The 14981-nt window shown below is 62.4% G+C and carries 17 protein-coding genes; 6 read left to right on the forward strand and 11 right to left on the reverse strand.

What is annotated here, in order from left to right:
* Window positions 1–123 precede the first annotated feature (123 nt).
* Genes NKI63_RS19725 through NKI63_RS19735 form a run of 3 tightly spaced genes read left to right on the forward strand, consistent with a single transcriptional unit; the run spans window position 124 to window position 2170 of the window.
* Complete coding sequence (locus NKI63_RS19725; RefSeq protein ID WP_352701947.1) at window positions 124–852, forward strand: WXG100 family type VII secretion target; 729 nt, start codon at window positions 124–126, stop codon at window positions 850–852.
* Window positions 849–1244 (forward strand): phage holin family protein, encoded by a 396-nt coding sequence (locus tag NKI63_RS19730; RefSeq protein ID WP_254818831.1) that lies wholly within the window; start codon window positions 849–851, stop codon window positions 1242–1244. Before NKI63_RS19725 ends, NKI63_RS19730 begins: the two co-directional genes overlap by 4 nt.
* The gene (locus NKI63_RS19735; RefSeq protein WP_352701945.1) at window positions 1241–2170 is read left to right on the forward strand and encodes a hypothetical protein; all 930 of its coding nucleotides are present in this window, start codon (window positions 1241–1243) and stop codon (window positions 2168–2170) included. Before NKI63_RS19730 ends, NKI63_RS19735 begins: the two co-directional genes overlap by 4 nt.
* Window positions 2171–2708: 538 nt before the next feature.
* On the opposite strand, the gene NKI63_RS19740 is transcribed toward NKI63_RS19735, so the two are convergent.
* From NKI63_RS19740 to NKI63_RS19785, 10 genes are all read right to left on the reverse strand, one after another.
* Entirely contained in the window at window positions 2709–3278 is a 570-nt protein-coding gene (locus NKI63_RS19740) for a c-type cytochrome (RefSeq protein ID WP_352476444.1), read from the reverse strand.
* The gene (locus tag NKI63_RS19745) at window positions 3259–4143 is read right to left on the reverse strand and encodes a cytochrome c oxidase assembly protein (RefSeq protein ID WP_352505444.1); all 885 of its coding nucleotides are present in this window, start codon (window positions 4141–4143) and stop codon (window positions 3259–3261) included. Before NKI63_RS19745 ends, NKI63_RS19740 begins: the two co-directional genes overlap by 20 nt.
* Window positions 4140–4481, reverse strand: a complete 342-nt coding sequence (locus NKI63_RS19750) for a hypothetical protein (RefSeq protein WP_352505443.1) — start codon at window positions 4479–4481, stop codon at window positions 4140–4142. The genes NKI63_RS19745 and NKI63_RS19750 overlap by 4 nt, the downstream gene beginning before the upstream one ends.
* A 1-nt stretch (window position 4482) precedes the next feature.
* The gene (locus tag NKI63_RS19755; RefSeq protein WP_254818826.1) at window positions 4483–5088 is read right to left on the reverse strand and encodes a cytochrome c oxidase subunit 3; all 606 of its coding nucleotides are present in this window, start codon (window positions 5086–5088) and stop codon (window positions 4483–4485) included.
* Entirely contained in the window at window positions 5085–7061 is a 1977-nt protein-coding gene (gene ctaD, locus NKI63_RS19760; RefSeq protein WP_352701944.1) for a cytochrome c oxidase subunit I, read from the reverse strand. The genes NKI63_RS19755 and ctaD overlap by 4 nt, the downstream gene beginning before the upstream one ends.
* Window positions 7058–8032, reverse strand: a complete 975-nt coding sequence (coxB, locus tag NKI63_RS19765) for a cytochrome c oxidase subunit II (protein ID WP_352505441.1) — start codon at window positions 8030–8032, stop codon at window positions 7058–7060. The genes ctaD and coxB overlap by 4 nt, the downstream gene beginning before the upstream one ends.
* 38 nt (window positions 8033–8070) lie before the next feature.
* The gene (locus NKI63_RS19770; protein WP_254818823.1) at window positions 8071–8604 is read right to left on the reverse strand and encodes a c-type cytochrome; all 534 of its coding nucleotides are present in this window, start codon (window positions 8602–8604) and stop codon (window positions 8071–8073) included.
* Window positions 8601–9434: a substrate-binding domain-containing protein gene (locus tag NKI63_RS19775; RefSeq protein WP_352701941.1), complete on the reverse strand. Its 834-nt coding sequence runs from the start codon at window positions 9432–9434 to the stop codon at window positions 8601–8603. Before NKI63_RS19775 ends, NKI63_RS19770 begins: the two co-directional genes overlap by 4 nt.
* Window positions 9435–9450: 16 nt before the next feature.
* Window positions 9451–11208, reverse strand: coding sequence for a methanol/ethanol family PQQ-dependent dehydrogenase (locus NKI63_RS19780; protein WP_352702085.1), 1758 nt, complete (start codon window positions 11206–11208; stop codon window positions 9451–9453).
* Between the two features lie 104 nt (window positions 11209–11312).
* Window positions 11313–12092, reverse strand: coding sequence for a heme-binding protein (locus NKI63_RS19785; protein WP_352505438.1), 780 nt, complete (start codon window positions 12090–12092; stop codon window positions 11313–11315).
* Window positions 12093–12306: 214 nt separating this feature from the next.
* Here NKI63_RS19785 and NKI63_RS19790 point away from each other — a divergent pair, with 214 nt between their 5' ends.
* From NKI63_RS19790 to NKI63_RS19800, 3 genes are all read left to right on the forward strand, one after another.
* A complete protein-coding gene (locus tag NKI63_RS19790) occupies window positions 12307–13137 on the forward strand; it encodes an SIR2 family NAD-dependent protein deacylase (RefSeq protein ID WP_502900489.1) in 831 nt (276 codons plus the stop codon).
* Between the two features lie 281 nt (window positions 13138–13418).
* A complete protein-coding gene (locus NKI63_RS19795) occupies window positions 13419–14054 on the forward strand; it encodes a LysE family translocator (protein ID WP_352505437.1) in 636 nt (211 codons plus the stop codon).
* A gap of 10 nt (window positions 14055–14064) precedes the next feature.
* Complete coding sequence (locus NKI63_RS19800; protein WP_352701939.1) at window positions 14065–14634, forward strand: hypothetical protein; 570 nt, start codon at window positions 14065–14067, stop codon at window positions 14632–14634.
* Between the two features lie 32 nt (window positions 14635–14666).
* On the opposite strand, the gene NKI63_RS19805 is transcribed toward NKI63_RS19800, so the two are convergent.
* Window positions 14667–14963, reverse strand: a complete 297-nt coding sequence (locus NKI63_RS19805; RefSeq protein WP_352701937.1) for a DUF982 domain-containing protein — start codon at window positions 14961–14963, stop codon at window positions 14667–14669.
* Between the last annotated feature and the right edge of the window lie 18 nt (window positions 14964–14981).

Raw genomic sequence — 14981 nt, forward strand, 5'->3', positions numbered from 1 at the left:
CGCTCACCCCCATCGGCACAGGACAAGATCCCGTCTTGAGGCTGGTTAGGCTTCGCTTACAAAAAGATGACGCCTGAGGGGAACACGGGAAGCACATGCAAGTTCGGTGCGCAGTGGAGGAGATTGCGCCATGAACAGTGTTATTTATCTCATCGGCCTTGTCGTCGTCGTGCTTGCGATCCTCTCCTTCCTCGGATTCCACTAGGAGACACCATGCAGGACAAAGACGATCAAGGCCGTCAGACGGCCGATTTCGAGACAGCCAGAAGCGAGCTTTCGGAAAGACTACAACGGGAAAAGCAGACCGCGACGGAAGCGCTCCACGATGCGCGTGACGAGATCACCAGGAAAGCCGGAGATTACGCATCGGAAGCAAAGCAAGCATTGTTCAACAAGGCGGAGGGAACGCAGCGCGACATGAGCGCCAGTCTCAAGGCCTTCAGCGGCGCATTGCGCGCGGCAAGCGAGCATCTTGCCAACAATGATCAACGGACCGCTTCGAAATTCGCCCTTGACGCCGCAGGCGGGCTCGAGCGGCTTTCCTCGTCCCTGAAGGATAAACCGTTCGACGAGGTGCTTGGCGAAATTCAGTCGTTCGGCCGCGAAAACTCGGGGGCGCTGATCGCCGGCTCGGTATTGGCAGGCCTGGCTTTGGGGCGGTTCATCAAGAGCTCGCCACCCTCTGCTCAAACCGGAGCACCGGGCCAGTCGGGAACAGGCCGGGTGCCCGAGACGGGTCCTAGCTCGAATGAGTCGGGATGGCGATCGGCAGAGCCAGTTGAACCAGCCCCGTTAGGATCCGATCAGTCCGGCGATGACTGGGCCAATGCAAGCCTGGAGCGAAACCCATGACTGACAACCAGGACACTCGCAGCCTGACAACCCTTGTCAGCGATCTGGCACAGCAGGTCACAACACTGCTTCAAACCGAAAGCAGGCTGTTGCGGGCTGAAATGTCAGAAAAGTTAAGCAAGGCCGGCGCCGGCGCCGTGGAGGTAATGGGAGGCGTCATTTGCCTGCTTGCCGCCCTGATGGTGCTTTTGCAGGCGCTGGTGATTGCCTTGGCGAGCGCCGGCCTGGGAGCCGGATGGTCCTCGCTGCTCGTCGGCGTCGTGGTGGCAGTACTGGGCGTCATACTCCTGCGCTCCGGCAAGGCAAGCATGGCTCCCTCAGAGTTGACCCCCGACCGGACACAAGACCAACTTAAACGCGACGCACGCGTGATCAAGGACCAGATAAGATGACCGACAAATCCGCAGCCGAACTCGAACGCGATGCCGACATTGCCCGTGCCAAGATAACGGACACGGCAGACTCGATCCGGAGCAAGATGACACCAGGTCAGCTGATCGACGAATTCACCGGGATGTTCAGCGGCGAGGGATCCGCCATGCTCAGCAATCTTAAGACTCAGGTCAGGGACAATCCGTTGCCGCTTACATTGGTCGGCGCGGGCCTGGCCTGGCTGATGCTAGGCAAGGGCACGTCGGTAGACAGTTCAGCACTTGGTGCCTATTCGACCGGCAGGGAACCTGACGGCACCCGAAACTTCTCTGACCAGAGGGGCTTGGGCGGGGCCTGGCAGGACTCACGCGGCGATGAGTACGGTGCCGAGGGCGAAGGTTCCGCCGGCTCCATGCTCTCCGATACCGCCCGTTCGGTTGCGTCCGTGGCAGGCGGTGCGGTTGAGGCTGTGGCAGACGTTGCGAGCGGCGCCAAAGAAAGATTGAGAAGCACAGCCGGGCAGGTCGGCTCGGCCGCCACCGATAGGACGGGGCGGGTGCGGCAGTCGGCTCAGGACCTGTTCCAGCGCGAACCTCTGGCAATGGCCGCGGTAGGCCTTGCCGTGGGCACCGCCATTGGCGTGATGCTGCCTCACACCGCCGCTGAGGACGCGCAACTCGGCCCCTACCGCGACAAGCTTCGTGACAGTGCCGAGGAAGTCTTTGAAGAAGGCGTCGAGCAAGCCAAGCAGGTCGCCGCCGAAGCATATGAGACTGTAAAGGAAGAGGCTGACCGACAGGGTTCCAGCGGCGACGCCGAGACGTTGGTCGACCGCGTCGAGAAAGTCGTGAAAAAGACGGCAAGCAAAACCGAGGAAGCCATTCGCGATCGTTTGCCGGAGACCGACGAGGCTCCCAAATCGAACGAGTCTCCCGAAACGACGTGATTTCGCTGCGGTCGTTCGTGGCGACTCCGACCGCGGTCGCCTCGCGGTTGGAACATCGAAGTCGGCTAGGAGCCCGCAACCTTCGGCTGACAAATGTGATCGCGGCGCTCAAGTCATTAGCCGAGGCGCTCCGGTCCGTTCCGATTCTTCGCTCTAAATCCGTTCGGTTCTTCGGCTCCATGAGGCGTGTCTGCCCACGGCGTGGCACGCAATTCTCAGCAGCACTGTCCAATTCTGAAAAAAACAACCACCCCGTCAATTCGACTGGGACGACGACGTCGAGATTGCACTCGGCCCACTCGCCAAAGAAGCTCATATCCGAGATGCCCGCGAAACAATCCGCACAGCAGATTACCGGGCATAGCGGCGCTCGGCGATGTCCGACTGAGCGCGGGCAGCCTCGCCGATGCGGGCCGGTTCCGAAAGGTTCGTCGGCAACTAAGGCATCGAGCCGAAGGCGGTGACGATTGCCGGTCCCGGCAAACCGGCATCGGTAGACTGCCGGCAGGGTTTGATCTCGACTAGGCGAGCAACGATGTCATTTCAGCGAATAGAGGTAGGCAGCGACGTCCCGCGCCTCCTGCTCGGAAATCCTTGTCGAAGGCATTGCCGCGTGCGGATTGATCTCCCTTGCGGCCCGTATCCAACGGACCATGTTTCGCGGGTTGTTGGACAATACGCCGCCGATATAGACCCGGGTGGCCAAGCTGGCGTCGAGGCGTGGACCGACCATTCCCTGCGCGCCGGGAACGCCGGTGATCGTGTGGCATCCAGCACAGCCATTGGCCATCATGATGGGTATAGCGCGGGCGCCAACACCGCCGGTTGCATTGTCGGCCTTCTGCTCCACTCGACGGCTTTGCTCGAAGTACAACGCGATCCCGGCCAGGACTGCAACGAGCAAGACAATTGCTGCGGCGCCGAGTATGGGTCCGGACGGAGTAAAGCGCGATGTGGCGCGCACACCGATGCTGCTGGTGGCATTGTCCGTTTTATGCGCGACCCTGATGAGGCGCTCCGGCCACAACGTCAGCGCCGTCCAAGCTGCGGCCAGCACGACAATTGCCGTCCCGGCACCAATGACCAGCTTAGACAGCTTGGAGCGCATGCGACGTCTCCCATCTTCTCTGTCCACTGGAGCGGATCCACAGGCCGGCCAGCAGCAAAGCCGCGCCGCCATAGATCAGGCCGGCCGGAACCCACATAACCAGCCCGGCGAGCTGCTGGTCCTCGAGCGGACTAAGGTTCCACAATTTCGCACCGGCTGCGTTTACCGGATACCACAGCCTTGGCGAGACCAGCAGCAGCACCCCGAGCAGGCCGGTATGCAGCGAGGTGAAGAAGAGGTGCATGACCGCGCTGCCATAGGCTTGTTCGCGGCCTGAACGCGGCAGCAGCACCCACCAGAACAGCAGCCCTGTACCGAAGAAGCAGGCATGTTGCGCATAATGCAGGACACCCCGTGCAAGCGCCGCCTCGAACAGCGCCGGAACGTGCCACGCCCATATCGCGACGCCGTGCAGGAAGGTCGCGGCAACGGGGCGGCTGATGGCGGCCCAAACGGTTCGAAGCACCTTCGCCTGCCCGGCTGCGCCAAATGCCAGCCGCAGCTTGATCGGCAATGCCCACATCATCGCCGCCGCCGGGCGGGAGGCGACCAGCAGGGGTGCCGCCACCGCCATCAACAGCTCGTGCTCGATCATGTGGGCGGTGAAAACGCGCTCGCCCAATGCGTGGAGCGGACTGACCAGTGCTGCCGCCAAAATGGCCCAGCCGGTCGCAAACAGCAGGGCTTGCCGCATCCGCAACGGGCGGCTGCGGGCGCTCCGCCGCCACAGCCGAAAGGCGCCTGCCGCGTAAAGCAGTGCGACCATGGTTAGCGGCAGCGTGATCGGCAACGCCAGCGTCCAGCCGGCCTGCGGGGCACCGGCACCGTAGCAGATCGAGGTCGAGAAAAGCGCGTCGAAGCTCATCGCAGACAGCCGTCGAGAATGAGCGAGGCGGCGCCTTGCATGACGATTACCAGCGCAAACAGCAACGCGCTGAGAATGCCGATATTGGCGACGAAATCTTCAGTGCCGCGCGCACGGTCCGGTTTAAAGGCGGCGCCACCTTGCTGTCGCGCCCGCCACGACAGCGCCCCGCCGAGCAAGGCCAGCACTGTCAGCATCAGCGCAACGACCGGTATGACAGAAATACCGTGGGCGCACTGCCACTCCACGACCGCGTAATTCAGCTGCGTCGACACCGCCCAGGCCAAAGGCCCGGACAACAGCCCGCCCCATGATGTGCCCAAGCGAAGCGCACGCATCTCAGTCAAGCCTCGGCATCCAATAGATCAAAAGATAGATCGGGATCCAGGTCGCGACCACGAAATCCCAGTAGAAGACGTTGTCGCCAACATCCCCGAAACGCCGGCCGCTATAGCCATGGCGCGTGAACATCAGGACCGTCAGCACCAGCGTGTCGCCGACGTCGGTGATTAGGTGTGTGGTGTGGAGGCCGAGCAGGACCCACAGCATTGAGCCGTACGCATTGGTATCCCAATAGATGTTGAGGGCCGGAAATTCGAACCACCGCACGACAAGCGGTGCGATACCGAGCAGCGTCATGACGATCAGGCCGATGCGCACGGGTACCATGGCACAGGCTTCGGCGTAGCGATTCAGTATGTGATTGGGCACCACGCTGGCGAGCAGCAACAGCGTGACGATGGTGCCCGGCCAATGGTTGGGCGGCGGCACGCCCAATGGCCATTCGGGCGACAGATAGGCGAGGTAAAGATAGGCGCCTGCGGCGAGCGCGAAGCCGGTGCCCTCCAGCGCCATGAAGGCGAGAGTGCCCCACCAGGTCGGGCTGCGCGGTCCGATCCCGAAGGTCGGGAGTTTGGAAAGATCGGCGGCAGGACGCTGTTTCATTCCTCATCCTCCGGATCGCCTTTCGGCCAGAACCAACCGATCAAAGTGATGGCGATTGGCCCGGCTCCCCAGACCACCGCCCACGGGCTGAAGATCGAATAAAGAAAGGTGGCGCCGACGGCGAGCGCGGCGAACAATGGCCAGATCGACGGCGTCGCCGACTTCTCGCGCACATCTGGATGCGCCTCTGCCACCGTCGAAATGACAAGTTCGCGTGCGTCGACGCGAAGCCCGGTCGCGACAGGCAGCGTGTCACGTTCGGCCCAGAGCGGCTCGGAGTGGGTAACCACCGGAATCCGAGCGAAATTATAGCTCGGCGGCGGAGAGCTTGTCGCCCATTCAAGCGTGCCCGCATTCCAGGGATTGTCCCCGGCCGGGGCGCCCCTCGAGGCGCTGTACACCAGGTTTATGGTGAACAGAACGAAGCTTAGGAACAGGACAACCGCGCCGGCTGTGATGAACAGGTTGATGTTGCCCCAGCCGAGCTCCACCGGATAGGTGTAGACCCGGCGCGGCATGCCCCACAGGCCGACAATGTGCATCGGAAAGAACGCCGCATTGAAGCCTATGAAGGCAAGCCAGAAGTGCCAGCGTCCAAGACGCTCGCTCATCATCCGGCCGGTGATCTTGGGGAACCAGAAATAGGTCGCGCCGAGCAGCGGGAACACCGACCCGCCGATCAGCACGTAGTGGAAATGCGCGGTAACGAAATAGGTGTCGTGTACTTGCAGGTCCAATGGCACCGACGCCAGCATCACGCCGGTCAGGCCGCCCGCGACGAACGTGAAGAAGAAGCCGAACACGAACAGCAGCGGCGTCCTGATTATCGGGCGTTCGTCCCACAATGTCGCCAGCCAGCAGAAGATCTGCAGCCCGTTCGGGATGGCGATCAGCATGCTTGAGGCGGTGAAGAAGCTCGCGCCGAGCTTGGGCAGGCCGGTTGCGAACATGTGGTGAACCCACAGGCCGAACGACAGGAAGCCGACCGAAATCAGCGACAGAACCATGCCCAGATAGCCGAATACCGGACGCCGGGCGAAAGCGGCGATGATCGAGGACACCATGCCGGTGGCCGGCAGGAAAATGATGTAGACTTCGGGGTGGCCGAAGAACCAGAACAGGTGCTGGAACAGCAGTACGTCGCCACCCTCGGCGGGATTGAAGATATGGGTGCCGACCAGTCGGTCGAGGATCAGGAAGGTCGACGTGATCATGACTGCCGGCATGGCGAACACGATGACGAAGGAGGTGACCAGCATCGCCCAGACATAGAGCGGAATCTTGTCCAGCGACATGCCCGGCGCGCGTTGCTTCAGCACGGTGACGATGGTGGCAACCGCAACCGCCAATGACGATACTTCGGTATAGGTGATCATCTGCGCCCACACATCGGAACGTTTGCCTGGCCCGAATTCAGGACCGGACAGCGGCACGTAGGAAAACCAGCCGACGTCGGGCGCCATGTCGAGTGCAAACGACACCCAGGCGAAGAGGCCACCGGAGAGATAAATCCAGAAGCTGAATGCATTGAGGCGCGGAAAGGCGATGTTGCGGGTGCCGACCATCAGCGGCACGAGATAGATGCCGGTCGCCTGAACGATTGGCACTGCAAACAGGAACATCATGGTCACGCCATGCATGGTGAATAGCTGGTTGTAGCGGTCCGGCCCGATCAGCCCGCGCTCCGGCCCCGACAGTTGGATGCGCATGGCAACGGCGCTGAGGCCACCGAGGCACAGGAAGACGAAAGCGGTGATCAGGTACCGCCGCGCGACAATTTTGTGGTCGACGCTCGAGAGCGCACCGATGATGCCCGGCACGGTCTGCCATGTCCGCGCCAGCCTGCGCTCGAGGCTGGCGTCGTCGAGGCCGGTATCGCGAGGGCCGTCGCGCTCGGGAACCAGGTCACCCTTTTGTGCTGCGGCGCGTTGCTGGGCGAGGTCTCGCCCATGGGCTAGGTCGGCGCTACTCATTTCAAGCCCTCGAGATAGGCTACTATCGCATTCAGCTCGTCCCCGTTCAGTCCCACCACGGGCATGCGGGCACCTGGCTTGATCCCTTGCGGATCGGCTATCCAGGCTGCGAGATTGCCGCGGCTCATCGCCAGCGTTCCGGCAGCGAGCGTCCGCCGGCTTGCGATATGTGTAAGGTCGGGAGCGACCGTGCCGCCGGCAATGGTGCCGCCGATCTTGTGGCACATCACGCATGGCCGTTTGAGGAACAGGTCGTGGCCGGTTTTGGCCTCGGTCGACACGGGGGCAGCTGCCGGCCGCAGCTGATCGTTCAGCCATGCGTCGAAGACGGGCCGAGGTTCGGCGATGATGAAGGTGCTCATATTGGCGTGCTGCGCGCCGCAGAACTCGGCGCACTGGCCGCGATAGACGCCGGGCTTGTCAGCCTTCAGATCGAGAACGTTCTCGTGGCCTGGAATGAGGTCCAGCTTGCCCGAGAGGTTCGGCACCCAGAAGGAATGGATGACGTCGGTCGAGGTCACTACAAGCCGCACCGGCTCGCCCGCCGGGATGTGGATTTCATTGGCGGTCGTCAGGATGCGGTTCGGCTGATCGTTTTCGTAGCGCACCTCCCACCACCATTGATGCCCGGTCACCCGGATCGTCAGCGCCGCATCCGAGCCGATGGCGGCAAGCGTCCGGTTAGCGAAGTAGCTCAGCAGCGTCAGGCCGACCAGGATCAGGGCGGTAGCGGCGAGTGCGGCGACGACAATTCGCATCTTGCCGCGCTCGGCGGCAGCGTCGAGGACAAGCGGATCGCCGACCGGCGCGGGGCGTCGGGCCAATGGCAGGATCAGCACGGCCATCACCAAAAGCCAGACCACCGTGCACAGCGCTGTGAAGAACCAGATCAGCCATGCAAGCTCGCCCGCGGCCGGGCCTTTTGGGTCAAGCGCGGATTGCCAGCCGCTGCATCCTGCAAGGAGCAGCATGCAGGCTGCGCCGCAGCACACGCTGCAAACAAGGCGGTTCACGGCGACTTCCCCAGAGTCGCGGCATCCGGCAGGCGATTTTCGGACGGATGGGGCATCATGTCGTCGTCGCGGCTCGGCGCAGCCGATTTTGGCGCGTTGCCGCTCAACGCGCGGACGAAGGCGGCAAGCTCCCAGATCTGGTCGTCCGGGATCTTGTCCCGAAAGCTCGGCATGCCGTTTGGCCGACCGTCCCTGATCGTGGCGTGGATGCTTTCGATCGAGCTGCCATAGAGCCACTTCTGATCCATGAGCGCCGGGCCCATGCCGCCACCGCCATTGGCATGGCAGCCGGAACAGTTGAACCAGTTGAACAGACGCTTGCCCTCGCTGAGGTGGAACGCGTTGGCCTCGAACACTCCGGCCTTGTTGTTGGACGAGGCTGGCCGCTGGCCGCCCGGCTCGAGGGCCGTGACGGCTGCCGGTTGGTCGCCCGAGCCGAGCGCCGACTGTGGACGCGTGTCGCGTTCCTCACGCTGGCAAGCGGCAAGAACGAGCATCGCCGACAGCACGCATGGAAGGCCGCGGTTCATCGCGCTGCCGCCCCGGCGACGTCGAGGCGAGGCACGTCATATGCCGCCAGGATTGCATCGATCTCGGCGCGGTGTTTGGCGAGCGCTGCGTCTACCTCGCTGCGCAGCGCATCGTCGTCGTGGCGCACGCCCATCGAAATGTCGTAGATCATCGGCAGCAGCGGACCGTCGATTCGCGGTGTAACCGGCGTAATCCGCAACGGTACTTTTTGCCTGGCACCGAAGTAGCCGGCCAACGGCCCCCAGACGACGGCCATATCGATGTCGCCATTCGCGACCGCCTCAATGATGCGCGCTGGCGGGTTTGGCGCCGAATAGTCGCCATAGACGGGGAAACCGACGAGATGGCCGACGATGCCGCGACTGCCGAGCGCCTGGACGGGTGGCGAGTTGGCGCCGTCGTCGCCGATCAGCTGGACGCCGATGTGCAGATCGCGCAGGCGAGGATCGTTGAAGGACGCGATTTCCGGCGCATCCCTGCGTGTCACGAAGACGTAGGAAGACCGGTAGTAGGGCGCGGTGGTGCGCAGCATCTCGAGATTGGTGGGCGTGCCGGGCACCAGATCGCACAGGCCGGCTTTCAGCGTGTTGCGGACGAAGCCGCGCCGCTGTGCCCACCACGTGTAGGAAATAGTCGCGCCAAGCTCCCGGGCGACGAGTTCGGCAATCTTGTTTTCAAAGCCCTGCCTGGCGGCATTGGAGAACGGCATGTTGTTGGGATCTGCGCAGATCCTCAACTCGCGCGCATCGGCAACGGCGGCGACAAACGAGAGCGCCAGTGCGCCAACCGCGGCGGCAAGCCGCCGCGAACGCGTTTTCCGTGAGCACATAACGCGGCCGATCGTCTCAAGGCAGCCGGAACACATACAGCGTACCTCCCGGCGTGGTTACATCCTTCAGATCCTTCATGACGTTGACGAAGCCGAGCGCGGCGGTGGCGTCGCGCGGGTCGAGATCGCCGGATACGATCGCACCGGCCCAGCCGCCGACGCCCGAAAGAACCGCAACATATTGGTGCCCGTCCGGGCCGCGATAGGTGATCGGCTGGCCGATGATGCCGGACGACGTCTTGAACTGCCAAAGCAGTTCGCCGGTCCTAGCGCTGACCGCCTTGAACCAGCCTTCCATTGTGCCATAGAACACGACGTTGCCGGCAGTGGCGACGGCGCCGCTCCACACCGGAAAGTTCTCCTTCAGGCTCCACGCCGGCTTGGCGGCGGCGACATCCCAGGCAGTAAATGCACCGCGATTGCCGCCCGGCCCGGGAATCATGCGCACGTTCATGCCGACATAGGGCGTGCCGGCGATGTAATTCACCTCGACGCCTTCTTCGTCCATGCACATGTTATTATGCGGGATGTAGAGCAGGCCGGTCTTGGGCGAGAACGCCGAAGGTTGCCAGTCCTTGAGGCCCGATGCGGTGGGACAGATGTCGCGGACGACCTTGCCGGTGCCGGTCTTCTTGTCCGGATTTACAATCAGCCGGCCGGTCTTCAGGTCGACGCCCTTGCTGGAATTGACAGGCCCGAACGGCACTGCCGACAGTACTTCGCCCGTAGTGCGGTCCAACAGATAGACGTAGCCGTTGCGTTCCGGTCGGACCAGCACCTTGCGGGGCTTGCCCTGCCAGGTCATGTCGAGCAGCACCTGTTCGTTGATGCCGTCGTAGTCGTGCAAATCGTGCGGGGTCCATTGATAAAACCATTTGGCTGCGCCGGTGTCGGGATCGCGGGCAAAGATGCCGGCGGTCCATTTGTTGTCGCCGGGCCGCAGATCCGGATTCCACGGACCGGGATTTCCGGTGCCGTGGAAGATCAGGTTGAGGTCCGGGTCATAGGAGATCCAGCCCCACACATTGCCGCCGCCGATCTTCCAGGCGTCGGGCGGCCACGATGTCACCCCGAGATCCTTGCCCTTGTCCATGTCGTAATGCGGCTTGAAATCGGGGCCGATCAGCACCTCGGCGTCCGGGCCGGTATTGTAGGCCGTCCAGACGACGTGCCCGTCGCCGGCGTCGAGCGCCTTGATCCAGCCGCGTACGCCCATTTCGCCGCCGGAATTGCCGACCAGTACCTTCCCCTTCACCACCAGCGGCGCCATCGTGATGGTCTCGCCGATATTGATGTTGCCGATATGGGTGTTCCAGACCGGTTTGCCGGTTGCCGCATCGACGGCGATGGCATGACCATCGAGCGTGTTGAAATAGATGCGCCCGTCGAAGAAGGCCGCACCGCGGTTGACCACGTCGCAACAGGCAACTCCCTGCGCGGCGGGCTCGGGGTTGGGCTCGAATTTCCACTTCATCGGCGCGCCGGGCTTGGTAAGGTCAAGCGCATAGAGGATGTTGGGAAACGGCGTCACGATGTACATCGCGTTGCCGACGACCAGGGGCGCAGCCTCCTGACCTTTGTTGACGCCGGTCGAGAAGGTGAAGGCCACCTGCAGGTTTTTGACGTTGTCTTCGGTGATCTCCGCAAGTTCGCTGTAGCGGGTCGAGGCGTAGTTCTTTGCCGGCATCGCCCACTGGCCGTCGTCGGGCGGAGCAGCTGCGGCCGGCGGATTTATCGCAGGGCTTGATATTGACTGCGCAACCGCCGCCGTCATCAGTGCAAACCCCGCCAGCAGCGTCCATCCCAACCTCGCAGCCATTGGCCTGTTTCCCCCTCTGGCTGACACACGAGTTTTCGCCGCCACCTGTCGCCCTTTCCTCATTTGCGCATCGAGCCGCCGACCCCGGCGCCAAGCTCCGCCGCCACGTCCGCCTCGTTTCCGGCACACAATGGATGGCCCCAGCCGGAGGCGCTCTTGCCGCCGGGATCGAGGTCGTAAATGATAGCGTCCTTGCGGTTTGGGTTGACGCCTGCCGGTACCTTGTCCAGCCCGAGCGCGGCGCGCACACGCCAGGCGACATTGTGGTCGGCACAGGAGGAATCGCCGCTTATCCCCAGGGCCCCGACGATCCCCTTGCCGTCGTAGAGAGCCAGGCCGCCGCCAAACACGACGACACCGCCGATAGGCTTTCCCAGCAATGGATCGCTGGAGCTTCCAAACGTCGAAGGATCGCCGGCATAGGCCACCGCTGGATTGACCGGATTGGTGGCCTGCAGACCGAATAGAGGACCGCCGGGCTGCACCGGCGCATAGAGGTTCGCGGTGGACAACGCCATGTGGGCGAGGCTGAGCCCGTTGGCGGTATTGGCTTTTTCAGCGGCGATCAGCCGGCTGCCAGGCCACTGGGCGTCGGCGGTCGGCCCACTGAAGGCGACGGCGCAGACAGTTCCGTCGCGAGCCACGACTGCCGCCCATTCATTAGTGTCGAAGCCGCCATTGCCGGGACCGCCGCTGGACTTGACGTTGGCCTTGAGGGCGGCCAGCAACTTGTCATGGTCGGCCGGGCAAGGTGCTTGAGCCCAAGCCTTTTGCTGGACGGCGCCGATCGTAAGCAGGAACAGACATAATGCTACCGAGACAATCCGATGGCGATCCATTAGCTGCGCCGTCTTTGTTGAACACTCTCCAACGCGTAGGAGGCGCAGAAGTGCCAAAGGGAACGAAATAAATATCGGATTCGGTCGGACAAACTCGGGGACCGGAACTCGGGACAGCCCATCTGGGTGTTGGCACTCAACCGGAAATCGGAGTTATTCTTGCGATGGTCCAGGCGCCGTCGGAACAGAGCAGCACTTCTGGCAGTTGTGTCGAATGGTGTCCGCAGTCGAGCAACTGGCTCAATCGGTGAAAGAGCGACGAGGTATCTTGTTCGTTGGAGCCGGGGTGTCGATGAGCGTCGGCTTGCCGTCTTGGCAAAAGCTCATCGAGCACATGCAAAACGAGCTCGGCCTTGACGAGGACATGATCGGCGCACCGGAGGCCAGCTATCAGGCGCTTGCCGAATATTACCGGCTGAAGCAGGGGAGCCTCGGCCCTTTGCGCAGTTGGATGGATCGTGAATGGAGCGTCTCGCGGGAAGAAGTGCAGCGGTCGGCAATCCACAAGCTCATCGTATCGCTCGATTTTCCGATCATCTACACCACCAATTATGATCGCAACCTCGAGGTTGCCTTCGAGATTCATGGCCGGCCCTTTGTGAAGGTGGCCAACGCAAAGGACTTGCCCAAGACGACCGGCGAGGTGACGCAGATCATCAAATTCCACGGCGATTTCGACGACGACAAATCGCTGGTCCTGGCGGAGACCGACTATTTCGACCGGCTTTCGTTCGATTCGCCGCTCGACGTGAAGTTTCGCGCCGACGCACTGGGGCGCACCATCCTGTTCATCGGCTACAGCATGTCTGATATGAACATCCGTCTGCTGTTGCACAGGCTTTGGCAGACCTGGCGGCGGTCGGGCTACGAGAAGAGCCGCCCGAAATCCTTCATCTTCATGTCGCAGCCGAGCATCGTCCAGGAGGCTGTTCTTGGCCACTGGGGCATCGATATGCTGACCGAAGAGGCCGACGATCCTGAGGACGCGCTGCTCGCGTTCCTGAACGAACTCAAGGATAGGGTGGGCCGGCCAGACAGCGCGTGAGAAAACCTGCGGAAAGCGGATTGGTCCGGCAGTGGAACCGACTGATCCGATGTGAGTTCGGGAGGACTAGCGTATCCGGGACCGAGCCTGAATGGGCGCACGCAAACACAAGCGAAGAATGCATGCCAAACACGACCTGTCGGCCGAGTTGGCCTATGAGATCGATTTTTTTGCCCGCAGGTGCGGCCTGACGAGGGACGAAGCACTCAAGACGATGCGAGATGCCGGCCGGTTGAAGGACAGCGCGAAGGCATCTTGCGAAACCGGGGCGAAGTAGCGGCGTGGATTCCGCTTCGTGGACGGCTTTTGTCGGAACGGTCATCCTGATGCAGATGCCGCCGGGGCCCGACAGTCTGCTGGTGATTGCGCGCGGCATCGGGCAGGGCCGTGATATTGCCCTGTTCACCGTCCTCGGAATGACCCTCGGCGCCGGTATGGTCCAGCTGCCGCTCCTTGCCCTCGGCATATCGTCGCTGCTTCAGGCATCGCCGTTTGCCTTTGCCATGCTTCGCTGGGCGGGTGCAGCCTATCTCGTTTGGCTTGGATCGCGTCTGGTGCTGTTGCCGTCAGCCAGCGCCGCCGTCGAGGAGCCGCGCAATGTCGGACCGCTTGTGGCCGCACGCGAAGGAATGATCGCCAATCTGATAAATCCTTGGCCGATAACCTTTATGGTGGCATTCCTTCCGCAGTTCGTCGATCCTGCTCGCGGATCGGTCACGCTGCAATTGCTGCTGCTCGGTGGCACCCAGAAAATGACCGGTGTGCTGGTGCTGGGCACATATGCACTCGCATCCGGCACGCTCGGGGCCTGGATTATGAAACGACCGAAGGTAAGGCTCTGGCAGCAGCGGGTGGCAGGCTGTTTCGTCGTCGGTCTCGGTATCCGCATGGCGGTCGGTGGTGGCGCGCACCGCTGAGGATCGAGCGATGCAGCGGCCGCCGATGGAACATCCGCCGACAATTTTCGTTGACTTGCTCCACAAGGCGAAGAGGTCGAGCATGTCGAAGTTCCAAGCCGCTACCCCGGAGCGTTTGCAGCAGCTCAGGCTTGAGGCAACGGCGCACTTTGCGCCACTCATACTGCGCGAGGCGCTGGTGCGTCTCTGCCGGGCTTGCGGAAGCGATAGCCTCGAACGTTTCGAGAAGACCATGGTCGACCAAATCGAGGCATTGCGTGACGAAAAGGCCGATTTCGACACGATGAAGGAATTTGCCATCGAACAGCTCTATGGCTGGATTCGAGAAGTCAGGTCTTCACCGGACATGACACAGCCCCTGGAGAGCGTAGATACCCGAAGGACCCCCGGCCGCTCTGAAGAGCCGCAAACGCTGGAAGACCAGTTGCAGGCAGGCCTGGAAGATTCCTTCCCGGCAAGCGACCCGCCGGCGGTCGTCTCCACCGCGATCCCGGGCGGATCGAAGAAGCTCGTCGGAACCGACGAAATCCTCAGGCAGCAGCGCGAGAAAAAGGCCGAGAACGCCAATCACTCGAGATAAAGCCGGGCTTTGGACGGAACTGCGGGAGACACCTACAGGTTTACCCGCTGTGCTGTCGGGGCATGCCCGTCATGCGACTCGCCTTCGACAAGAATGTTTGCCTCCCACGCGGCGTCGACAAACGCTTGCCGCGCTTTGCCGGCCGTAATTTCACCGGTTCGGGCGCGATTCAATACATCAGCGGCCGCCAGCGCCAGTGGGGCATTGCGCGCCGGCCATTTCTCGCTTTTCAGGCAATGTACTGCTTCGAAAACGGAACTGACCAATCGCGATCGCCCAGGCTTGCCGAAATAGATGCAAACAGGTGTATCGAACTCTATTCTCTGCACCGGATTCCTCCCGGTTCA

The organism is Mesorhizobium sp. M0410 (assembly GCF_040321435.1).
Taxonomy (GTDB): domain Bacteria; phylum Pseudomonadota; class Alphaproteobacteria; order Rhizobiales; family Rhizobiaceae; genus Mesorhizobium.